Origin of the sequence: Gottfriedia acidiceleris (assembly GCF_004138285.1) — a bacterium.
In the GTDB taxonomy this organism is placed as follows: domain Bacteria; phylum Bacillota; class Bacilli; order Bacillales; family Bacillaceae_G; genus Gottfriedia; species Gottfriedia acidiceleris_A.
In genome coordinates this window covers 17,130-36,160 of sequence record NZ_SCFN01000033.1, presented here as the reverse complement: position 1 = coordinate 36,160, position 19,031 = coordinate 17,130, and the positions used below count along the sequence as shown (strand labels likewise).

Sequence of the window (19,031 nt, the reverse complement as noted above, 5' to 3'; positions counted from 1 at the left end):
AAAAAAAAAGCTAACCGATATGGTTAACTTCTAATTAAACCTAGAGAACTTAATTATATTGTTTATCCATTGGTTAAGCAACTGGAGGAAAATATGTTAACTCAAGAACAGATTGAATTAAGAAAGAATTATATAGGTGGATCGGATGCTGCAACAGTATTAGGACTTAACAAATACAAATCTAAAGTAGAGCTTTACCTTGAAAAAACTGGTCAAGTCGAAGTGAAACAATTAGATTCAATGCCTATCCTTTGGGGTAACTTATCTGAAGATAATGTTGCAAAAATATTTGAGATGCAGACAGGGAAAAAGGTACGCAAAAGTAACAAGTTATGGATTCATCCAGAGCATGAGTTTATGAGCGCTAATTTGGATCGTGTAGTAATTGGTGAAAAAGCAATACTTGAATGTAAAACTGCTACAGGTTGGAAAGCGAAAGAATGGGAAGATGATGAAATTCCAGTGGCTTACTTAATACAATGCTTACATTACTTAGCAGTTACGGGATATGAAAGAGCTTATATAGCATGCATGATTGATAATTCTAAATTCGTTTGGAAAACGATTGAACGTGATGAGGAGTTAATAAACCAAATAATTGCAGCTTTAACTGAATTTTGGACTTTTAGCGTATTACAAAACAATCCTCCAGCTTTTGATGGTTCGGATGCTGCAACAAACTTATTAAAAAACCTTTATCCAAAATCAAATGCAAAACAAATTAAGCTGCCATCTGAAACGGATGAAATTATTGAAAAACTTAATGAAGCAAAAGAATATGAAGCGACTTGGAAAGAAACGAAAACTAATTATGAAAATCAATTAAAAGAAGCTTTGAAAGATAATGAAGCTGGCGTTACTGAAAAACATTTAATTACCTGGAAAACCGTTATTAGCAATCGAATTGATACAACATTACTAAAAGAAAATCATCCAGATATTTACAAGGAAGTATGTAAGGTAAGCGCATCTAGACGTTTTTCCGTAAAGTAGGTGATCTTATTGGAAGAAGAAAAATATGAATATGATCCACGAAATAGGATGCTTTACCATCCAGACTTTCATTTTAACCAGGGTAAGAAATTTACAGGTGAAGAATTAGAATACCTTTGTAAATTTTATGAATATGATCTAATCCGAAATATGGCATTTGCTTTAGGTAGAACAGAGGTAACGATCATTAAAAAGGTACAAAGTTTAAAGAAACAGGGATTATTTTGGTACTACAAAAATAGAAACCGTTATTACTAAGGAGGAAATTATTGATGGCTACACCAGCAGAATTAAAAAACCTATTAGCAGCAAAACCAAAAGGAGAAGTAAAACTTACTCCAGATCAACAAGTTAGCAGCTACTTAAAAGCTTATGAAGGTACTTTTAGACAAATTGCTCCAAAACATTTTAATACAGAACGTTTTCAGCGCATCGCATTATCTGAAATTAGAAAGAATCCTAAATTACTAGATTGTAATTTACCTAGTTTAATGAGTGCGGTTCTTCAATCAGTAAAGTTAGGTCTTGAGCCAGGTTTATTTGGACAAGCCTACTTAATTCCTTATGGCAAAGAGGTCCAATTCCAAATTGGTTATAAAGGCTTAATTGAATTAGCTCAAAGATCTGGCAGAATCGCTAAAATACAAGCTCGAGAAGTTTATGAACATGATGAATTTGAAGTTTCTTATGGTATTGATGACACTATTATTCACAAACCTAAATTAGATGGTGATCGTGGAGATGTGCGTTTATATTATGCGGTTGCATGGTTTAAAGATGGTGCAGCTCAATTTGAAATTATGTCTAAATCAGATGTTGAAAATCATCGAGATAAATTCAGTAAAACAAAGAATTATGGACCTTGGAAAGAAAATTTCGATGCTATGGCACGTAAAACAGTCCTTAAAAAATTAGTGAATCAACTCCCAATGGATGTTGAGTTTCATGAAGCAGTCCAAGAGGATGAAACGGTACGTAAAACAATTAATGATGAGCCAGAAGTAATTGCTGCTGAATATGAAATTATTGATGCTCCAGAAGTAGTTGAAGGCAATGAGTGAAATTAAATGGATTAAATTATCAACTTCAATGTTTGATGATGAAAAAATAAAAATCATTGAGAGTTTACCGGATTCAGATACTATATTAATCATTTGGATCAAGTTACTTTCTTTAGCAGGAAAAACAAATAATAAAGGGTTTATTTTCCTTAGTGAAAATATCCCATTCACTGAAGAAATGCTATCCACCATTTTTAATAGACCTTTGCAAAATGTAAGGTTTGCTCTACAGACTTTAAAACAGTTTGGAATGATAAATATTGATGATCATGATTTTATCTATATTTCAAATTGGGAGAAACACCAAAATGTAGATGGAATGGAAAGAACAAGGCAATTAACAAGACAAAGAGTAGCTAAACATAGGGAAAATCAAAAGGTTTTAGCTGCACCAAATGATGTAACGTTACATGAAACGTTACGTAACGGAACAGATATAGATATAGATAAAGAATTAGATAAAGAAAAAGATATATATATAGATCAATTTAATGAGTTTTGGTCTATTTATCCAAGAAAAGAAGGTAAGAAAAAGAGTCAAGATAAGTTCAAAAAGGTACTTAAAACCTATTCTTTTGAACAAATCATGAATGGAACAAAAAAGTATATTGAGTATCTTTATAAAACAAAAACACAAAAGCAATTCATTAAACAACCTTTAACCTTTTTGAATGGTGAACATTTTAACGATGAATTTACAGGAGGTCCAAATGGAAAAACTAGATTTAACCCAGATGATAACGATCTCCCTTTCTGATGAAGAATGTGTTCATAACTATCCAACATCAATAAAGGTATTTAAGAAAGTATTAATGGATGGTGTTCCTCAATGTCCAAGGTGTTATGTAGAAAATCAAAATAAAGCTTTAGAAACAGAAGCTTCAGAGTTTGTTAAAAATCGAGAATATGAGATTAAAAAAGATACTCTTTTAAACCTCTCTATTTTAGACGATGAAACAATTTTAGAAGCTAGAATACTAAATTACTTAACAGAGTGTAATGAAACGAAATTAGCAAAAGAAAAGGCGAATAATTGCATATCAGAATACTTAGCAGGAAAGAAGTTCAATATGTTCCTTCAAGGTACTCCAGGAGCAGGAAAAAGCCATTTAGGATATGCAATTTTAAAAGCAATTAATGAAACAGATTTTGATGGATCTTGTTTATTCGTAAGTATTGAAAAAATGATACGAATGATTAAAAACAGCTTTAACGATAAATCAAGCCAGTATTCAGAGGAATACTTTGTAAACCTTTTATCAAATGTGGATTTCTTAGTAATGGATGATCTTGGAGCTGAAACAGGTTCGATTGATACAAATAAAACTGCAACTGATTTTGTAAGCAGAATATTATATGCAGTTTATAACGCTAGACAAGGCAAAAGCACCATTACAACAACTAATCTAAGTGGTGAAAGTATGTATCAGCTTTACGATAAGAAAACCATTTCGAGAATGTCCTCGAATTGCACTTACATTATTTTTAAGGAAATAAGTGATAAACGGAAAAAGCTGCCATTTTGACAAAAAGAGTGTAACAAAAGGAGTTGAAATAAATTGAAACATATTGTGTTTTTCGTTGCGATAACTAAAAAGCTCATTTTTAAAAAATGAGCTGCTTAACATAACCTTTTATGTGTACATTTCTTAATAAGGGGATTAAATGGATGGAATCTTTATTGTATAGCTCATCAAATAGAAATAAGTTAGTTAATTTAATGTTCTTACTAACGTAGAAAGAACATAGCATCATTTGCATTGTTAACAACACAATGGTCGAACTAATTTTGACTAAATCACTATCTACACTTTCGGGATCTTCATAATCATCTGGATGTTCAGGAAGTGAGTAAGCTCCGTGGGCGAATTTATTGCGAATTGTATATACGAAAAAGATTCCTTTTTCATAATAATTTATAGATGAATGATCTATTCCATTTTGAATTAATGAATGATAAAGGCTGATTAATTTTTCTAATGACTCCTTGTAACCTGGAAAAACAGAAGGGCGCTTTTTTCTAATTATGTAACGTGCGGTACTGACTTTACCATAATCTTTACTATTACAACCTTCAATTAATGGTTCTAGGGTTTCAACTAATGATTCAAACGCACCCCAAATAAAGTTAAAGATAGTTATTTCTAATGCTAAATTTGATAGCATACTACTTCTTTCATTTTCGTAGTGAAGTGCAGGAGAGCAAAATGCGAGAGATGAGTCAAATTTCCCTGTGATTAAACTGACTTGTTCAACACTTGATGCCATTTGTAGCCAGCTACAAATTTGGTACCATTTTTCATCTAGGTCCGTTATATCCAGTGTTTGAAGTACACAACCCAATTTCCAAGCATGTTCATCTACGGGCCTTATATTAACCATGAATTATAGTTCCTCCTAAATCTTTATACCTTAAATATATTACATTTAATGGTTAGATTACTATTTTTAAGGAGGATTTATTTCAAAACAAACATTTTGTGTTAAGTGTCGCACTACGAACAAAGAGCGAAGAAAGAGGTGTTTAAATGGACTGCACAAAAACAACTCAACTTACTAATGGTGCATGGGTATTCAAGAAATGCTCATGTACTAAATGCCAGGTGAGGAAACAAGCAATAAAAGCTTTTTGGGATCGTTTTGATAGCCTATATAACAATCATATTGGACAAGCTGCAATTTTAGAAACAATTGGAGTAAAAAAATGATTGATGTTACTAAGAATAGACATTCTGCAGCTATTCCTAAAAGAAAAAGACGAAATACGGTAATAGTCTTGGAAGAACTTGATCATACATGGGATAAAGATGAACTTGAAGAAATCGTAAAGCTTTGGGAAGAGGATGTAACGATTTGGGAAATGGAAGAGATTTTTCAAAGACCACAAGCTGAAGTTGCATTAGCCATTATGGATCAAGAAATAAAAGGGAATATCAAACCTAGAAAAATAGGATTGGGGATTATAGTACATGAAAGTGAAGAACAAAACCATCCAGGAATTGTTTGATGGTCTTGCAAATGAAATTGCTAGATTAGAAGCAGAAATTGAACGGAAAGAAGCGATTATTCAAACTCAAGCTGAAACAATTCTTAAATTAGCGAATGAGTAAGTGGAATGACCTGTTCAAACCAAAAGAAGAAAGTCCACAGGAAGAAGAAGTTATTAGACCTGGAGTGTGCATAACTTGTGGACAAGCTGCTTTTAAACTAGCAATTCATAAGCATCACTTATTAAGAAAGTGTAAAAATTGTACGGAAGTAATTGATACCGAAAATATGAGGGTAATAAGAAAGGGGATTATCAAGTGGAAAACCAATCAAAAACCATAGATGTATATATTCAAAGAATTAGTGAAGATTTGGATGAAATCATTGAACTGGAAAATAAATTAAAACGTTCTAAAGTTTGTTATTTAATACAAGTGCTGGATTATTTGTTTTGGCAGTAATTGAGATCGTTAAATATTTTAACTAAGGAGTATGGGAGAAATGGGTAAAATTCAATTAGATTTAAATAATCTTAATCAACAATTAATTATTGCTGGTCTTGCTGGTTTAGTTGAAGATAATGGGTGTACTCCACATGAAGCATTAGACATTCATGATGTAATTAAAAATAGTACATTTCATGATTTATGTGATTTAAAGAAAGAGGTGTCCAAATGAAAAAATGTAACTATTGTGAAGGTCGTGGTTATACATTTGTACTAGATAAAAAAACATTTTACGGAATTCCAGTTGGTAAAGAAACAGGGGTAAGAAAACAATGTACTAAGTGCTTTGGTAAAGGTGTTAAAAGTGAACAAACTAAGATTTTAGGGAAGTAAATATAGGTTAACATGTACAGAAGGCTAGACTACTAGAGTGGGGGGTCCTTATGAAGCATATAGTTTTTTTCTCTGGAGGAATTGGAAGTTTCTTTACTGCTAAACGAGTAATCGAAAAACAAGGTAAGGAAAATGTGATTTTATTATTCACAGATACATTAATCGAAGATAAGGATTTATATAGATTTATGGATGATGCCGATAAACACTTCGGTATCTCCATAACCAAAATTGCAGATGGTCGTACACCATTTGAAGTATTTAAGGATACTAGATTTTTAGGGAATTCAAGATTAGCTAAGTGTTCCCATGTTTTAAAACAAGAACAAGCAGAGAATTGGATTAAAGAACGATTTAAAGAAGAAAAACCCATGTTTATTCAGAAAAAACAAGTAAAACCAACAAGAGAATTTATCTTATGGGAAGATCCAATAATAATTGCCGAACTACAAAAAGAATGGGAAGAAGATGAAAGGGAAACGTGCGTATTGTATTTAGGTATTGACTGGACAGAAGACCATCGGAAGGCTTCACCTGAATTTAATTGGGCGCCTTATAAAGTTGAGTTTCCAATGTGTGAAGAACCTTATGTTACTAAAAATGAAATGTTGGATTATTTAAAAGAAGTTGGAATTAAGATTCCTAGATTATATAAACTTGGTTTTTCTCATAATAATTGCGGTGGAATGTGTGTTAGAGCAGGGCAAGGACATTTTGTTAATTTGCTAGAGAAGTTACCAGGTAATTACTTAAAGATAGAAAATCATGAACAAGAAATGCGTGAGTTTCTAGATAAAGATGTATCAATACTTACTAGGACAAGAAACGGTATTAAAAAGCAGTTAACACTTAAAGAATTAAGGTTAGAATACGAACAATACGGAGTAACACAAATAGATATGTTCGACATTGGAGGATGTGGATGTTTTGTTACAGAGGAGGGAAACGAATGATCATCAAATTGAAAATCCAATCTATGAAATAACTAAATTATTAAATGGTGATGAAGATGGAGATATTTAAAGGCTGCTTATTTAGTTAAATAATTTGTATTTCTTTTTGGATCATCGTTATATGGATTATTTTTAGATAGGAGTGAGTTCATGTCCAGAGCAATATATGAAGATACTAAATTATCAAAAGGGATAAGAAGAAAAGCAGAACAAATACTTTCAAGTTATCGAAATCTGGATGCACTAATTAAAATTATGCAAATGGATCTTCCGAGTGTTAAAGTTACTCCTTCTTATGAATTGAAAGAAGGTTCGTCTGGTGGAAGTGTAAGTAATACTGTTGAGAGTATGTATATAAGAAAAGAAGAGATTGCGGAACGGTTGCAACAAAAGCAGCAATTAAAAATAAAGTTGGACAAGATTCATAATAGCTTAAATGAAAGGAAAAAGGATATTTGGGAGCTTCGATATATTAGAGGATGGTTTGATGATCTAATTATTGCAGAGTTAGATATTAGTAGAAGACAGTATTACAGAGAAAAGAATGCGTTACTTAATTTGGTTGCTGAAGCTTTTTATTTAATATAATAAGCTTTTGAAATAAAAAAGACTATCCATTTAATTTGGATCGTCTTTTTTAATCTTTAGTACGCTTAGAATTCTATGTTTTATAGACTGTCTAGCATAATTGTTCGATGGCTGGGATGTGTAGCTAATTTCGTGAAAGCGTCCTATTGCTATAAAAATTGTACTGATTAAATAGACTAATGAAAATATCCCCTTATTGACAGCATCTTCGTTTTGATTATCAAGATCTGTAATTATTTCATAAAATTGGAATTGATCTTCGTCAGTACCATCATTGTTTTGGAAATATTCTTCACTATTACTAGAGCTATCTATTTGATGCATATAATTCCATATGTGGTCTAACTTTGTTTCGAGTGAATTTTTATAATAACCATCTTCAAAAGATTCACCAGGATCAATAAATAGAGTTTGCCAAATTAATGCAAAGAAAAGTAATGCATACCCAATAAATTCAAATCCTCTAGCTACTTTTTCACTAACTCTTACTTTTTTCATCCCCATAAAAAAGCAATACAAAGTTGCTCCTAAAGCTAAAGAATTAATTAATAAAGAATGTGTATTATAGAAATGCTCCAGATTCTTATGAGCATCTCTAGAAGCATAAGTTTGAAACAACATATCAGGAATAGAAACGATTAACAAAGGTATAAGAAATAAACCATAAAACCAAAAATAACTTCCAATTAACCTCGACTTACTTTCCTGTTTCTTTTTTTTAATTGACTCTCTTTTCATAGAATTACTTAACGTGGATTTTCTTTTTAATAACTTTCTATTCATTAACTTTCTATTCATTGATTTTTTCCCCTTAAAATCAAATAGTATTTTATCTAATTAATTTTACATGAAAATGGCACTATTTGGTACATAACTGATACACGAAAACACAAAATATATCAAAAAACCAATATATAATAATAACATCGCCATGCTGCGGAAACAGCTTGAAGATACTTATATTATGTATTTCGATTTACCCTATGTTTCGATTTTATGTAGTTTTACCCTGGCTTTAACTTGACAATTTAATATTGAAGCGCTGTTTTTGAGAAGAAAGAAGTCCTTGAGTGAGGGCTTCTTTTTTTATTTTTAAAATAAATATTTGTAGGTATTATATGGTATTTTTATTTATCCTTATTTAAGATATAGGTATACAGGATAAATTTAATTGGAGTGTGAAAATGTTTATGTTTATGCGGAATGTGAAAATGAATGTGAAAATGTTTATGCGGAAAGTGAAATTTAATGTGGAAGGGTTAAAGTTTTATTGGAATCAGTTAAATGTAATTAATGAAATCGTTTATGAGTCACAAAAAAGTGATCAATCGTTACAGAAAGCTATAAAAGTACTTTCCGAGAGATATCTAGTTTTGCCAATAACTGAAGATAATGTGAATGGATTTGATTTAAATGATATAAATTCTATGAAAAAATTAGGAGTATTAATAGATTCAAATATAAAAGTAAATTTTAGTGAAAAGAAAACTACTAGCTACCTTTATATATTTCTAGCAATGCAAGTTTTCACTTTTCAAATGGCAATGAAATCAGATATTTTATTTACAATTAAATCAATTATAGCTCTTGTGATTTTAATTGCACTTACAGTGTACATTGTTTCTGCAAAATTTAAAGGTACAAAAGAAGAGTTATATCCTTATCATGTTTTGGAGGGATTAGTTAAACTACGTATTGAAGAATTGGAAAAAGTGCAAGAAGCAAATGAGCCACAAAAAATTGAGGCTGTTTAAGAAATGACAACATAATTAAAATTGTTATACAGAGCCAATCAGTAGGGCTCTTTTTTTATTCTTTGTAAACTAGATCCATTAAAGTTCTTTCCCCCTCTCATTTTGCTTGGTTAATGGGTCTAGTTTAGAGGGAATAACTTATCGGATGAAGAAAGTATAAAAGCATGGGTTACTTTTTTATAGAAATAATAGCTGAGGGAAAGGATGTTCCAGGTGTGAAAAGAGACATGGAATTAATTAGAAATTTATTATTTATCATCGAAGAACAAGAGAACGACTGTCAACAATTAAATATTCCAAGTGGATATGAAAAAGAAGTAGTTGTGTACCATCTAAAATTATTAGAACAAGCTAATTATTTGGAGAATGTTATAAGATATGCTGATAATGAGGCTTACATTATTAGAAGTTCTATAACTTGGATTGGGCATGAGTTTCTGGGCTCGATTCGTAATGATACTAATTGGTCAAAAATTAAAGGTAAATTCGGAACAGAAATAAATAAGATTCCGATTGCTGTTCTTAGTTCAGTAGCAATAGAACTTTCAAAGCAGTGGGCATTCTCTAAATTAGGATTATCTTCAAAATAGACATTCGCTTAGTTGAGTGTTTTTTATTTTACAGAACCGACATAAAATTTTACATATGATATGCATTACTAGTTTACATAATGATTATTTTGGGAAGTTGATACAATTATAAAACGTTGATGTAACAAGCTTTTTAGAGGGGTTATTTTTCTTGTTTATTCATGATTTTATACAAGGTTGATATATCAAGGTTTTTAAGGGTGTAGGTGGTTGCCTATACCTTTTTATTTTGCATAGAAACATGAATAGATAAATCATTTGGAGGTGAGGTGTTAATGAGTGGCTAGAGAAAGAAATCCTAATAGAGATAAGGCTTTTGAGTTATATCATAAGCATAATGGAAAGATTACAAATAGAGAGATCGCTAATCAACTTGGTGAAGATGAAAAGAAAGTAGCAGTATGGAAACAACGTGATAAATGGAATGTTGTACAACAAGAAATCAAAGATGTTATACAACAAACCAAAAGACCTAGAGGTGCGCCAAAAGGCAGTAAGAACGCTTTAGGTAACAAAGGTGGGCATGGTGGACCATTTGGTAACTCTAAAGCTTTAAAACATGGTTTCTTTTCTAAGTTCCTTCCAGCAGAAACATTAGCGATTATGGAAGAGATTAATCAACGTTCTCCAATTGATTTGTTATGGGATCAAATACAGCTTCAATACGCTGCAATTATTAGAGCGCAGCAATTGATGTATGTAGCTAATAAACATGATATGACTAAGGAACTTAAGAAAACTAGAGAAACTGATTCTTCATCTGAAGAAGAGTATGAGATCCAATTCGCTTGGGATAAACACGCTAACTTCTTGCAAGCTCAATCAAGAGCTATGAGTACTCTTAATAACCTTATAAGGCAATATGAAGAGTTATCTAATACTGAAGAGCAACAGTTACGTATTAAGAAGCTTAAAGGTGAAATTGCTAAGATTGAGCGTGATATAAATAATGATGATACTGATGATTCAATTCAAATTGTAATCAAGCGAAAAGGTGAGAACAATGGTTGAAAAAGAAGTTAATCCTCACTTTGAAGATTTCATATTTGATTGGGAACATAAGTATTACTTTTTGGTTGGTGGTTATGGATCATCTAAAAGTTATCATGTAGCTCTTAAATTAATTCTTAAACTTCTTGAGGAAAAGCGTACAGCTCTAATAGTTCGTGAAGTATATGATACTATTCGTGACTCATGTTTTGCTTTATTCGCTGATATTGCAGACGAATTAGGGTTATATAGCACCAGGAAAGAAAAAGGGAAAATACAATTCACTTCTTCACCTATGCAAATTAAGTTTCCTAATGGATCTAAAATCATTTTTAAAGGTATGGATAGACCAGAAAAATTAAAGTCAGTTCATAATGTATCTATCGTTTGGCTTGAAGAGTGTTCTGAAGCTAAATATGCAGGATATAAAGAGTTAACTGGTCGTTTAAGGCATCCAACACTTAAAACTCATATTATCCTTTCTACGAATCCTGTAGGGAAAAGTAATTGGAGTTATAAACATTTCTTTAAGAATGATAAAACTAAATATCATGTGCTAAATGATAAGGATTTATACAAACAACGAATCATGATTGTTAATAAAACCTACTATCATCATTCAACAGCCGATGATAATTTGTTTTTGCCAGAAGATTATATAGAGCAATTAGATGATTTAAAGAATCATGATCCAGACCTTCACAGAATCGCTCGTCATGGGGAATTTGGAACAAATGGGGTAAAGGTATTACCACAGTTTATTGAAGCTCCACATGAGGAAGTAATGGAACAAATTAAAGCAATCAAGAAACCTATGTATAAGAATGGAATGGACTTTGGATTTGTCAGTTCTTACAATGCTCTTCTAAGGTTAGCTATCGATCACGAGGAAAAAATACTTTATATCTATTGGGAGTATTATAAGAATCAACAAACGGATGATAAGACAGCTGAAGATATTAAAGAGTTTAAAGAGTCTGGTGAGTTAATTAAAGCAGATGCAGCAGAGCCTAAAACAATCGCTTTCTATAAACAGAATGGATTTAAAATGAAAGATGCTAAGAAGTTTCCAGGCTCAAGGCTTCAATATACAAAAAAGGTTAAACGATTTAAGAAGATTATTTGCTCCAGTAATTGCGTTAATACAATAGATGAATTAAAAGATTTAACTTTCGCAGTCGATAAGCAAGGAGAGATCATTGAAGATGAATTTAACATCGATCCTCATACCTTCTCGGCTATTTGGTATGCTTTGGATGATTACGAGGTATCAGATTTGAAAGGTAATGCAGTTAGAAGCATGAATAAATCTGAATTAGGCTTGTAGGAGGTGAGAATGTGTTTAGAACAGAGCTTAAAGCACATGAAAAAGAAGAAGTTAGATTGTTTGTTGCAAAGCATCGTAACGATATTTTACCCAAACTAAAATTCTATAAAGATTATTATAAGGGCGAACATGAAATATTAAATAAAACGGTGACTGATCCAGCAAAACCTAATAATAAATTGGTGAATAACTACTCTAAATATATAACTGATATGAATGTTGGTTATTTTGTAGGTAAGCCAATTACTTATACAAACACTGATGATAAGCTAATGAGTACTATGAATGAAATTAATGAGTACAATGATGAACACCTTGTTAATTTAGAAATTGCAAAAGATGCTTCTATTACTGGTCTAGCTTATGAAGTTCTTTACTCAGATAAAGATGCAAAAGTGAGATTTAAGAAATTAGATGTTAAAAATACTTTTGTTGTTAGAGATAACACTTTAGAGGATAACATTGTTTATGGTGTTTATTATCGAGTTTCCAGGGATGCTAAGTCTACTGAAGTTATTTATGCTGATGTGTATGAAGCAAATAAGATTTATCATTACTCGATTAAAGGTGGAAATATTAACTTAGAAGATGAGGAAGATCATTTCTTTGGGGATGTACCTATTAATCCTTATTTTAACAATGAGGAACATATGGGAGATTTCGCTACAGTTATTTCTTTAATTGATGCTTATAATAAATCTCAATCTAATACGCTTGATGATATGGACCAGTTCACAGATTCTTATTTAATGTTAAAGAATATGAACGGTACAACAGGTGAAGATGTAAAAGATATGAAAACTAATCGAGTCATGTTAGTTGATGAAGATGGTGATGCTAAATGGCTCATTAAAGATGTCAATGATTCATGGGTAGAAAACTATAAAACTCGATTAGATAAAGATATTCATAAATTTAGTAGCACTCCAGCATTAGATGGTGATGGTGCAGCAGGATCTAAGACTACAATTGAAATTAAAATGAAATTGTTAGGAATGGAACAGAACAGGGTTAATAAGGAGCGCTATTTTAAGAAGTCTTTACAAAGACGAATCGAAATGATCGTTAACTTCTTAAATGTTAAAGGTGCTAATTATGATTACCTAACTGTTAAACCTGTATTCACTGCTAATATTCCTCAAAACGCAGTAGAATTAGCTGCATTAGCTAAAGACTTAATGGGAGTAGTAAGTGATGAAACATTACTTTCTAACCTTCCTATGGTTGATGATGTGCAAGAGGAATTGAAGCGTAAGAAGAGTGAAGATGCAGAAAAGGAAAAAGCTTTTAAAAAGTTAATTCCAAAAAATACCACTACTGGAGGTACTAGCAATGGCAAAGGGCAAGCTTTCAGTAACAATTGATGTGAAAAATATGGATTCAGTAAAACAAACATTTGAAATTATGGCAGACGTTTTGAAAGATGAACGAATACCAGTAGAAATAAGAAAAGAGTACTCTCAAAAAATTGATGAAGTAATAAAAGAGTATGAAGAATGAACACATTTGAGATGTGGTTTAGAACTATCTTATCTTTAGCATCTATAGTATTCGCAGTATTAGCTATGATAAATAACAGAAAATCAAGATTATAAAAATCTTAAGGGCTATAACGACAGCAACTCAAATTAGAGGGGCTTTTTTTATTGAACTTATTAGGAGGAAATACAATGAAGAATGTTAAAAAGAAATTCGGATTACCTTTAAATTTACAGTTATTTGCTGGGAATGAAGGAGATCCAGGTCAAGGCGATCCAACTCCACCACCTGTAACTTATACAGAGGAAGAGCTACAAGCTAAACTTCAATCTGAAACAGATAGACGAGTTACAGAAGCATTGAAGAAGCAACAAGCTAAATGGGAAGAGGATTTTAAAACAAAGCTTGAAACAGAAAAGAAAGAAGCACAACGATTAGCTAAACTTTCTGCTGAAGAACAAGAGCGTGAGAAGTTTGATAAAGAGCGCAAAGAGTTTGAAGCAGAAAAGTTACAACACCAAAGAGATGCTTTAGAACTTCAAACAACTAAGATTTTAGCAGACAAAAAGCTTCCTACTCAATTCGCTTCATTCTTAATTACAGAGAATGATGCAGATAAAGTAAAAGCTCATATTGATTCTTTTGAACAAACATTCCAAAGCGCAGTACAAGCAGCAGTAGAGGAACGTTTAAAAGGTTCAGCTCCTAAAGTTCCAGGAACAAATGATAATGCTCCATTGACTTGGGAGAGTGCATTACAAGAACACTATAATAAAAAATAAGGAGGGCATATAAATGCCAGTAACTTTAGCACAAGCAAACGCTACAAAAGTAAATAAAGTTGATCAAATGTTAGTTGATTCTTTCCGTAGAGCATCTCATTTATTAGATACTCTTACATTTGATGATGCAGTATCACCAGGTACAGGAGGAACAACATTAACTTACGGATATACTCGTTTAAAAACTGCATCTTATGCTGCGACTCGTGCACTTAACAGCGAATTCACAGCAGGCGAAGCAGAACGCCAAGCAGTAACTACTAACCTAGCAGTATTAGGTGGTAAGTACCAAGTGGATCGTGTAATCCAAAGAGCATCTGGTAACTTAAATGAGATTGGTTTCCAAGCTGATCAAAAAATGAAAGCAACTGTAAACCAATTCCACAACTTAGTTATCAATGGAGATAAAACATCTGATGCTAACGGTTTTGATGGATTAAATAAAATCTTAGTTGGTCAACCTACTGAGAAAAATACAGGCGCAGTTATTGATATGTCTACAGGTGCATTAATCAGTTCTAACTACAAAGCTTTATTATTTGCAATCGATGATTGGTTATCTGAGTTTGATGGCCGTCCAGATGCGTTACTATTAAACTCTAAAATGAAACTAGTTATGCAAGCTGTAGCTCGTGAAGCTGGTTATAAATCATCTGTTGAAGATGCTTTTGGTAATAAAATTGCTGCATATGATGGTATTCCATTAGTAGATTTAGGTTGGTACGCTTCAAATAATGCTGGTGCAACTCAAACAACTCCAGTATCACAAATTGTTAACCGTACTGTAGGAACTGCTCAAACAGGCTTAACTGATATGTACGCAGTTCAATTAGGCTTAGATGCTTTCCATGGTATTTCTATGGTTGGTGATTCAATTGTTAACCAATACCTACCAAACTTAAATTTACCAGGTGCAGTTAAAGATGGTGAAATTGAGATGGTTGCAGGTGTTGCATTAAAGAACACTCGTAAAGCTGGTGTTTTACGTAATATCAAAGTTCAATAATTGATAGGGGGATAAAGTATTATGGCAGCGAAAAAAGAAGCTAAGAAATATAAAATTAAAGCACCTACTGAATTCACAGGTTTAGGAGCAGGTGACTTACCTTTCTTACAAGGTGTTGCTGAAACTGATAACGAATGGTTAGCAACTTGGCATGAGTCAAACGGCTATGAAGTTGAAGGTCTAGTTACTGAAGAAACTAAGTAAGAGAGTGGATTTATTCCCTCTCTTTTTTAATGTGTAAAGGGAGGGAAACCATTTGAAAGATCAAGAGTATTGGAACGAGCGTATAGGTAATTTAACTGCGAACGTTTATAACAATATTGAACAAAGAAGCGCAATATTAACTGATTATTATTCATTTGCTTATGAAGAGATTATTAGCTTAATAGGAACGCTTTATGCTAAACATTCCAAACAAGGCGAACTAACTTATCAAGAGATGAGTAAATATCATCGAATGGTAACTTTAGAAAGCCAGGTAAGAGATATTATTAATGGGCTTGGTCAGAAAGAGATAGAAGCGAATCAAGAACTATTAATTGATGCCTATGAGCAAACATTTGAATCGATTGATGAGTTTTATAAAGGCATTGGCTTGAAGTCGAATCTTATAAAGATTAATAAGAAAGCCATCGAGAAAGTAATTTACTATCCTTGGAGTGGCGCAGACTTTTCTTCAAGAATATGGAATAACAAAACAGCACTAATCAATGGTTTAAGAGAGACATTAGTAAGAGGCTTTATACAGGGCCAGTCGATTGATGTTATGTCTAGAAACCTTGAGAACAAATTAAACTTAGCCATGAGAGATACTAAGCGTGTAATACGCACAGAATCGGCTCATGTGATTAATCAAGCTAGTATGGACTCTTACATCCAGCTAGGACTTAAACAAGTCGTATGGCTTACTAGGCACGATGAGCGCACATGTGAAGAATGTGGGCCATTAGACAATGAAAAAATGACAATGGACAGTGGACTGCTTAAGTTTAAAGGGAGCTTTATTAGTAACCCATACCATCCTAATTGCAGATGTGCGGTCGCTCCATATTCAGAAGAAATTAATAAATACCTATAATTAGGTGGTGATTACATGCCAATTACAGAAGTAAAGACTTTGATAGGTATATCAGACAATAGTAGAGATGATGTATTAAACATCATTATTAACAATGCTAATTCTTTAGTTAGAGAGTATCTTGGATTATCTACCGTTCCTACTTCATTAACTTGGATTGTAGATGAAATTAGTATTACCAGGTTTAATCGATTACGTTCTGAAGGAATTTCTGAGGAAAAAATTGATACAATTACCACAATTTACTCTGGCAATCTACTTGATCCGTATAAAGAAACACTCGATAACTATTTAAAGAATAATGCAACAGAGAGTAAACAGGGTAGGCTGCGAATGCTATGAAAACAGATGCTAAAGCAGTTTTTAAAAAATATACAAGGGTTTCAGATGGGATTGGGGGCAGTACTAAAGGGCCAGAAGTAACAGTATTTACTGGCTATGGCTTTTTATCTAGTGTTGAAAACCCAAGAAACCAAAAAACAACCAGGGTTAACGTTACAAAAGAAGCTAAGTTTTATTTAAAAGGAGCACAACCTCCAAACGATGTGGATTTTGTAGAGATCAATGGGGAACGATTTAAAATTGCAGATATTGAGAACTTTGGAAAGATTACATCTTATACGTTAGGAAACGGCAGTCATGTTACGGTTTGAGTTTAATAACGTAAGAGAATTTAAGAAAAGTGTAGGCGAGTTAAAGGCAGAAATGGAAGCTGCAATAAAAGAAGAAGTTAAAAACGCCACATTAGCGATGGAAACACGAATTAAACAAGATGCACCTGTTAATGATGGTGATTTGCGTAGGAGTATCGATCACGAATTTACGAACGATGGGTTTGTAGGTCATGTTTATACAAATAAAGAACATGCCATCTATAATGAATTTGGTACTGGTATTTACGCTGTTGAAGGTAACGGAAGGAAAACACCTTGGGTATTTCCTAAACGTGCAGCAGGCAGCAAAGAATACAATTTCCCGATCATTATCATTAACGGAGAAGAATTTTACTTAACTCGAGGACAAAAAACTCATCCATTTTTCTTTAAAAACTTTGACTATATTCGTCCTCGCTTTGAAAGAGAACTAGAAAAAATTATAAGAGGTAGGTGAATTAAATGGGAGCTTCAGTGGAGCTTCAGAAAGCTGTATTTAATGCGTTAACTGGAGCGTATCCAGTTTATGATGATGTTTCTACCCCAATCCAGATGCCCTACATACTGCTTGGAGATGAAACAGTAAACAGGAACGATCCAAAAGGCGAGCAACTTTCTGAACATGTTCTTACAATTCACGCCTATAGTAATTATTCGGGTTCTAAACAAGTAAAAGAGATGAACGATTATATCATTACTAAACTAGTTAATCAGCAAATCACTGTAACGGGATTTACTGTTTGTCGTAATGGTTTAGAGCTAGCAGAAGTTAGTAAGGAGTTAGATGCGAATCGTGTTACCTTGTCTGATAATGTAATTATTTATCATGGCATCGTACAGGTTCGCTTTCATTTATATAAAGATTCTTAAGGAGGATAACCAATGTTAAAACTTAACTTACAAACATTTGCAGGCGCATCTAATGGTCGATACTTCTATGTTGATATAAATACTGGCACTGATGCTGCACCTGTATGGACAAAAGTAGGTGGGCAACGTGATGCAAGCCTTGAGTATTCAAAAGATGCTATTGAAACTACTTCTAAAACATCTGCAAATGGATACAAAGAGAAGGATCATGGATTAAAAGAATGGTCAATCGAATTCGATTCACTATTTGTTAAATCTGAAGCAGGCTATGTAGCACTACTTGCTGCATTCGATCAAGATAAGGATATTAATATTCGTATCTCAGATGGTACTGGAACAGGTTCGGCTGTATCTTGGAAAGCTGGTAAGGGTATTATCACTAAAATTAATACTGATTTACCTTATGAAAAAGAAGCTACTTACTCTGTAAGTGTTGAAGGAAACGGGCCACTAACTTAATAAATTAGAAGGGGAGAGGTAAAATATGCAACGTATCGTAACAATTCCAACAACTGATAAAGAGCGCCACATGCGCTTCGGAACTAACCAAGTAGTAGAGGTAGAGGAACAATTAGGAATGGGCTTAATAGATGCTGCTGAGAATCCAACATTTAAAGTAATGCGTACAATCTTTTATGCAGGCCTTAAATGGGAAGATAAAGAACTTACTCTAGAAGCAGTAGGGGATTTTATGGACGATGTTATCTTTGAACATGGTTTCGCTTATCTAGCTGATAAGATGGGCCAAGCAATTGAGGGAACGTTCGGAGATAAACCCAGTGCCGTTGAAGGAGAAAAAAAAGCTTGATGTAGAAAAGCTTTATTCTCTTTCATGTGGTAAAAATGGAGTCAATCCCATTCAGTTTTGGGAGCTTACGCCTTTTGAATTAATGTTGATTGATGAGGGTAGGCAAGAACACTATGAAATCATTAAGGCAGCTTTCCAAGTGGGCTATGTATCTGCTAAGAAAGGTAAAAACTATGAATTGTTTAGAAAGCCTGGAATGCAAAAGGTTTCAAGTGAAAGAGCTGAAGAACTAGAAAATGAGTTTGATAGTATGGACGAGTAGCCAATGGCTA

32 protein-coding genes are annotated in these 19,031 nt (G+C 32.8%); 30 read left to right on the top strand and 2 right to left on the bottom strand.

What is annotated here, in order from left to right:
- Nucleotides 1-93 precede the first annotated feature (93 nt).
- The 5 genes from EP747_RS23120 to EP747_RS23100 are packed head-to-tail and all read left to right on the top strand — an operon-like array spanning nt 94 to nt 3,580.
- Entirely contained in the window at nt 94-993 is a 900-nt protein-coding gene (locus EP747_RS23120) for a YqaJ viral recombinase family protein (RefSeq protein WP_129692340.1), read from the top strand.
- A gap of 9 nt (nt 994-1,002) precedes the next feature.
- Complete coding sequence (locus EP747_RS23115; protein WP_419179340.1) at nt 1,003-1,251, top strand: DNA-entry nuclease; 249 nt, start codon at nt 1,003-1,005, stop codon at nt 1,249-1,251.
- A 14-nt stretch (nt 1,252-1,265) separates the two neighbouring features.
- Nucleotides 1,266-2,054 (top strand): recombinase RecT, encoded by a 789-nt coding sequence (locus EP747_RS23110; RefSeq protein WP_129692339.1) that lies wholly within the window; start codon nt 1,266-1,268, stop codon nt 2,052-2,054.
- Complete coding sequence (locus tag EP747_RS23105) at nt 2,047-2,811, top strand: phage replisome organizer N-terminal domain-containing protein (protein ID WP_129692338.1); 765 nt, start codon at nt 2,047-2,049, stop codon at nt 2,809-2,811. The genes EP747_RS23110 and EP747_RS23105 overlap by 8 nt, the downstream gene beginning before the upstream one ends.
- The gene (locus tag EP747_RS23100) at nt 2,765-3,580 is read left to right on the top strand and encodes a DnaA ATPase domain-containing protein (protein ID WP_165347259.1); all 816 of its coding nucleotides are present in this window, start codon (nt 2,765-2,767) and stop codon (nt 3,578-3,580) included. Before EP747_RS23105 ends, EP747_RS23100 begins: the two co-directional genes overlap by 47 nt.
- A gap of 79 nt (nt 3,581-3,659) precedes the next feature.
- On the opposite strand, the gene EP747_RS23095 is transcribed toward EP747_RS23100, so the two are convergent.
- Nucleotides 3,660-4,436, bottom strand: coding sequence for a hypothetical protein (locus tag EP747_RS23095; RefSeq protein WP_129692336.1), 777 nt, complete (start codon nt 4,434-4,436; stop codon nt 3,660-3,662).
- A 146-nt stretch (nt 4,437-4,582) separates the two neighbouring features.
- Here EP747_RS23095 and EP747_RS23090 point away from each other — a divergent pair, with 146 nt between their 5' ends.
- The 8 genes from EP747_RS23090 (at nt 4,583) to EP747_RS23075 (ending at nt 7,422) form a co-directional block, all read left to right on the top strand.
- Nucleotides 4,583-4,762, top strand: a complete 180-nt coding sequence (locus EP747_RS23090) for a hypothetical protein (protein ID WP_129692335.1) — start codon at nt 4,583-4,585, stop codon at nt 4,760-4,762.
- The gene (locus EP747_RS23085) at nt 4,759-5,061 is read left to right on the top strand and encodes a helix-turn-helix domain containing protein (protein WP_129692334.1); all 303 of its coding nucleotides are present in this window, start codon (nt 4,759-4,761) and stop codon (nt 5,059-5,061) included. Before EP747_RS23090 ends, EP747_RS23085 begins: the two co-directional genes overlap by 4 nt.
- Nucleotides 5,024-5,164, top strand: a complete 141-nt coding sequence (locus EP747_RS24460; RefSeq protein ID WP_165347257.1) for a hypothetical protein — start codon at nt 5,024-5,026, stop codon at nt 5,162-5,164. The genes EP747_RS23085 and EP747_RS24460 overlap by 38 nt, the downstream gene beginning before the upstream one ends.
- A 195-nt stretch (nt 5,165-5,359) precedes the next feature.
- Nucleotides 5,360-5,503, top strand: a complete 144-nt coding sequence (locus tag EP747_RS24455; protein ID WP_165347255.1) for a hypothetical protein — start codon at nt 5,360-5,362, stop codon at nt 5,501-5,503.
- 40 nt (nt 5,504-5,543) lie between these two features.
- The gene (locus tag EP747_RS24450; protein WP_165347253.1) at nt 5,544-5,720 is read left to right on the top strand and encodes a hypothetical protein; all 177 of its coding nucleotides are present in this window, start codon (nt 5,544-5,546) and stop codon (nt 5,718-5,720) included.
- Nucleotides 5,717-5,881 carry a hypothetical protein gene (locus EP747_RS24445; RefSeq protein ID WP_165347251.1) on the top strand — a complete coding sequence of 55 codons (165 nt, stop codon included), beginning with the start codon at nt 5,717-5,719 and terminating at the stop codon, nt 5,879-5,881. The genes EP747_RS24450 and EP747_RS24445 overlap by 4 nt, the downstream gene beginning before the upstream one ends.
- 50 nt (nt 5,882-5,931) lie before the next feature.
- Nucleotides 5,932-6,834, top strand: a complete 903-nt coding sequence (locus tag EP747_RS23080) for a hypothetical protein (protein WP_129692333.1) — start codon at nt 5,932-5,934, stop codon at nt 6,832-6,834.
- Nucleotides 6,835-6,984: 150 nt separating this feature from the next.
- On the top strand, nt 6,985-7,422 hold the full coding sequence (locus tag EP747_RS23075; protein WP_129692332.1) for a DUF1492 domain-containing protein: 438 nt from the start codon (nt 6,985-6,987) through the stop codon (nt 7,420-7,422).
- A 30-nt stretch (nt 7,423-7,452) separates the two neighbouring features.
- Here EP747_RS23075 and EP747_RS23070 read toward each other — a convergent pair whose 3' ends face one another.
- Nucleotides 7,453-8,220, bottom strand: coding sequence for a hypothetical protein (locus EP747_RS23070; protein WP_129692331.1), 768 nt, complete (start codon nt 8,218-8,220; stop codon nt 7,453-7,455).
- A gap of 386 nt (nt 8,221-8,606) precedes the next feature.
- Between EP747_RS23070 and EP747_RS23065 the strand changes: the two genes are divergently transcribed.
- From EP747_RS23065 to EP747_RS22990, 17 genes are all read left to right on the top strand, one after another.
- Nucleotides 8,607-9,176 carry a hypothetical protein gene (locus EP747_RS23065; protein ID WP_129692330.1) on the top strand — a complete coding sequence of 190 codons (570 nt, stop codon included), beginning with the start codon at nt 8,607-8,609 and terminating at the stop codon, nt 9,174-9,176.
- A gap of 215 nt (nt 9,177-9,391) precedes the next feature.
- Nucleotides 9,392-9,766, top strand: coding sequence for a DUF2513 domain-containing protein (locus EP747_RS23060; RefSeq protein ID WP_165347249.1), 375 nt, complete (start codon nt 9,392-9,394; stop codon nt 9,764-9,766).
- A 279-nt stretch (nt 9,767-10,045) separates the two neighbouring features.
- Nucleotides 10,046-10,777 (top strand): phage terminase small subunit, encoded by a 732-nt coding sequence (gene terS / locus EP747_RS23055; protein WP_129692328.1) that lies wholly within the window; start codon nt 10,046-10,048, stop codon nt 10,775-10,777.
- Nucleotides 10,770-12,083 carry a PBSX family phage terminase large subunit gene (locus tag EP747_RS23050; protein ID WP_129692327.1) on the top strand — a complete coding sequence of 438 codons (1,314 nt, stop codon included), beginning with the start codon at nt 10,770-10,772 and terminating at the stop codon, nt 12,081-12,083. The genes terS and EP747_RS23050 overlap by 8 nt, the downstream gene beginning before the upstream one ends.
- 11 nt (nt 12,084-12,094) lie before the next feature.
- A complete protein-coding gene (locus EP747_RS23045) occupies nt 12,095-13,447 on the top strand; it encodes a phage portal protein (protein ID WP_165347247.1) in 1,353 nt (450 codons plus the stop codon).
- Nucleotides 13,416-13,583, top strand: a complete 168-nt coding sequence (locus EP747_RS24440) for a hypothetical protein (protein ID WP_165347245.1) — start codon at nt 13,416-13,418, stop codon at nt 13,581-13,583. The genes EP747_RS23045 and EP747_RS24440 overlap by 32 nt, the downstream gene beginning before the upstream one ends.
- Before the next feature lie 170 nt (nt 13,584-13,753).
- A complete protein-coding gene (locus EP747_RS23040) occupies nt 13,754-14,344 on the top strand; it encodes a DUF4355 domain-containing protein (protein WP_129692325.1) in 591 nt (196 codons plus the stop codon).
- A gap of 13 nt (nt 14,345-14,357) precedes the next feature.
- On the top strand, nt 14,358-15,350 hold the full coding sequence (locus tag EP747_RS23035; protein WP_129692324.1) for a major capsid protein: 993 nt from the start codon (nt 14,358-14,360) through the stop codon (nt 15,348-15,350).
- Between the two features lie 21 nt (nt 15,351-15,371).
- Nucleotides 15,372-15,554: a hypothetical protein gene (locus tag EP747_RS23030; RefSeq protein WP_129692323.1), complete on the top strand. Its 183-nt coding sequence runs from the start codon at nt 15,372-15,374 to the stop codon at nt 15,552-15,554.
- Between the two features lie 52 nt (nt 15,555-15,606).
- Entirely contained in the window at nt 15,607-16,428 is an 822-nt protein-coding gene (locus tag EP747_RS23025) for a minor capsid protein (RefSeq protein ID WP_129692322.1), read from the top strand.
- A gap of 15 nt (nt 16,429-16,443) precedes the next feature.
- Nucleotides 16,444-16,770 carry a phage head-tail connector protein gene (locus tag EP747_RS23020; RefSeq protein ID WP_129692321.1) on the top strand — a complete coding sequence of 109 codons (327 nt, stop codon included), beginning with the start codon at nt 16,444-16,446 and terminating at the stop codon, nt 16,768-16,770.
- Complete coding sequence (locus tag EP747_RS23015; protein ID WP_129692320.1) at nt 16,767-17,081, top strand: hypothetical protein; 315 nt, start codon at nt 16,767-16,769, stop codon at nt 17,079-17,081. Before EP747_RS23020 ends, EP747_RS23015 begins: the two co-directional genes overlap by 4 nt.
- Nucleotides 17,068-17,538 carry an HK97 gp10 family phage protein gene (locus tag EP747_RS23010; RefSeq protein ID WP_129692319.1) on the top strand — a complete coding sequence of 157 codons (471 nt, stop codon included), beginning with the start codon at nt 17,068-17,070 and terminating at the stop codon, nt 17,536-17,538. The genes EP747_RS23015 and EP747_RS23010 overlap by 14 nt, the downstream gene beginning before the upstream one ends.
- A gap of 5 nt (nt 17,539-17,543) precedes the next feature.
- On the top strand, nt 17,544-17,951 hold the full coding sequence (gene gp17 / locus EP747_RS23005; RefSeq protein WP_129692318.1) for a tail completion protein gp17: 408 nt from the start codon (nt 17,544-17,546) through the stop codon (nt 17,949-17,951).
- A gap of 12 nt (nt 17,952-17,963) precedes the next feature.
- Nucleotides 17,964-18,410: a phage tail tube protein gene (locus EP747_RS23000; RefSeq protein ID WP_129692317.1), complete on the top strand. Its 447-nt coding sequence runs from the start codon at nt 17,964-17,966 to the stop codon at nt 18,408-18,410.
- 25 nt (nt 18,411-18,435) lie between these two features.
- The gene (locus EP747_RS22995; protein ID WP_129692316.1) at nt 18,436-18,759 is read left to right on the top strand and encodes a hypothetical protein; all 324 of its coding nucleotides are present in this window, start codon (nt 18,436-18,438) and stop codon (nt 18,757-18,759) included.
- Nucleotides 18,731-19,021 carry a hypothetical protein gene (locus tag EP747_RS22990; protein ID WP_129692315.1) on the top strand — a complete coding sequence of 97 codons (291 nt, stop codon included), beginning with the start codon at nt 18,731-18,733 and terminating at the stop codon, nt 19,019-19,021. The genes EP747_RS22995 and EP747_RS22990 overlap by 29 nt, the downstream gene beginning before the upstream one ends.
- Nucleotides 19,022-19,031 lie beyond the last annotated feature (10 nt).

Excerpts from the sequence above, each read along its gene's own strand:
- EP747_RS23030 (WP_129692323.1), top strand. The coding sequence starts at position 15,372 with ATGGCAGCGAAAAAAGAAGCTAAGAAATATAAAATTAAAGCACCTACT.
- EP747_RS23080 (WP_129692333.1), top strand. The coding sequence starts at position 5,932 with ATGAAGCATATAGTTTTTTTCTCTGGAGGAATTGGAAGTTTCTTTACT.
- EP747_RS23065 (WP_129692330.1), top strand. The coding sequence starts at position 8,607 with ATGTTTATGTTTATGCGGAATGTGAAAATGAATGTGAAAATGTTTATG.
- EP747_RS23040 (WP_129692325.1), top strand. The coding sequence starts at position 13,754 with ATGAAGAATGTTAAAAAGAAATTCGGATTACCTTTAAATTTACAGTTA.
- EP747_RS23050 (WP_129692327.1), top strand. The coding sequence starts at position 10,770 with ATGGTTGAAAAAGAAGTTAATCCTCACTTTGAAGATTTCATATTTGAT.
- EP747_RS23015 (WP_129692320.1), top strand. The coding sequence starts at position 16,767 with ATGAAAACAGATGCTAAAGCAGTTTTTAAAAAATATACAAGGGTTTCA.
- EP747_RS24460 (WP_165347257.1), top strand. The coding sequence starts at position 5,024 with ATGAAAGTGAAGAACAAAACCATCCAGGAATTGTTTGATGGTCTTGCA.
- EP747_RS23010 (WP_129692319.1), top strand. The coding sequence starts at position 17,068 with ATGTTACGGTTTGAGTTTAATAACGTAAGAGAATTTAAGAAAAGTGTA.
- EP747_RS23090 (WP_129692335.1), top strand. The coding sequence starts at position 4,583 with ATGGACTGCACAAAAACAACTCAACTTACTAATGGTGCATGGGTATTC.
- EP747_RS24445 (WP_165347251.1), top strand. The coding sequence starts at position 5,717 with ATGAAAAAATGTAACTATTGTGAAGGTCGTGGTTATACATTTGTACTA.
- EP747_RS22995 (WP_129692316.1), top strand. The coding sequence starts at position 18,436 with ATGCAACGTATCGTAACAATTCCAACAACTGATAAAGAGCGCCACATG.
- EP747_RS23095 (WP_129692336.1), bottom strand. The coding sequence starts at position 4,436 with ATGGTTAATATAAGGCCCGTAGATGAACATGCTTGGAAATTGGGTTGT.
- EP747_RS23035 (WP_129692324.1), top strand. The coding sequence starts at position 14,358 with ATGCCAGTAACTTTAGCACAAGCAAACGCTACAAAAGTAAATAAAGTT.
- EP747_RS23020 (WP_129692321.1), top strand. The coding sequence starts at position 16,444 with ATGCCAATTACAGAAGTAAAGACTTTGATAGGTATATCAGACAATAGT.
- EP747_RS24440 (WP_165347245.1), top strand. The coding sequence starts at position 13,416 with ATGGCAAAGGGCAAGCTTTCAGTAACAATTGATGTGAAAAATATGGAT.
- EP747_RS24450 (WP_165347253.1), top strand. The coding sequence starts at position 5,544 with ATGGGTAAAATTCAATTAGATTTAAATAATCTTAATCAACAATTAATT.
- EP747_RS23000 (WP_129692317.1), top strand. The coding sequence starts at position 17,964 with ATGTTAAAACTTAACTTACAAACATTTGCAGGCGCATCTAATGGTCGA.
- gp17 (WP_129692318.1), top strand. The coding sequence starts at position 17,544 with ATGGGAGCTTCAGTGGAGCTTCAGAAAGCTGTATTTAATGCGTTAACT.
- EP747_RS23070 (WP_129692331.1), bottom strand. The coding sequence starts at position 8,220 with ATGAATAGAAAGTTAATGAATAGAAAGTTATTAAAAAGAAAATCCACG.
- EP747_RS23110 (WP_129692339.1), top strand. The coding sequence starts at position 1,266 with ATGGCTACACCAGCAGAATTAAAAAACCTATTAGCAGCAAAACCAAAA.
- EP747_RS23120 (WP_129692340.1), top strand. The coding sequence starts at position 94 with ATGTTAACTCAAGAACAGATTGAATTAAGAAAGAATTATATAGGTGGA.
- EP747_RS23075 (WP_129692332.1), top strand. The coding sequence starts at position 6,985 with ATGTCCAGAGCAATATATGAAGATACTAAATTATCAAAAGGGATAAGA.
- EP747_RS23105 (WP_129692338.1), top strand. The coding sequence starts at position 2,047 with ATGAGTGAAATTAAATGGATTAAATTATCAACTTCAATGTTTGATGAT.
- EP747_RS23100 (WP_165347259.1), top strand. The coding sequence starts at position 2,765 with ATGGAAAAACTAGATTTAACCCAGATGATAACGATCTCCCTTTCTGAT.
- EP747_RS23085 (WP_129692334.1), top strand. The coding sequence starts at position 4,759 with ATGATTGATGTTACTAAGAATAGACATTCTGCAGCTATTCCTAAAAGA.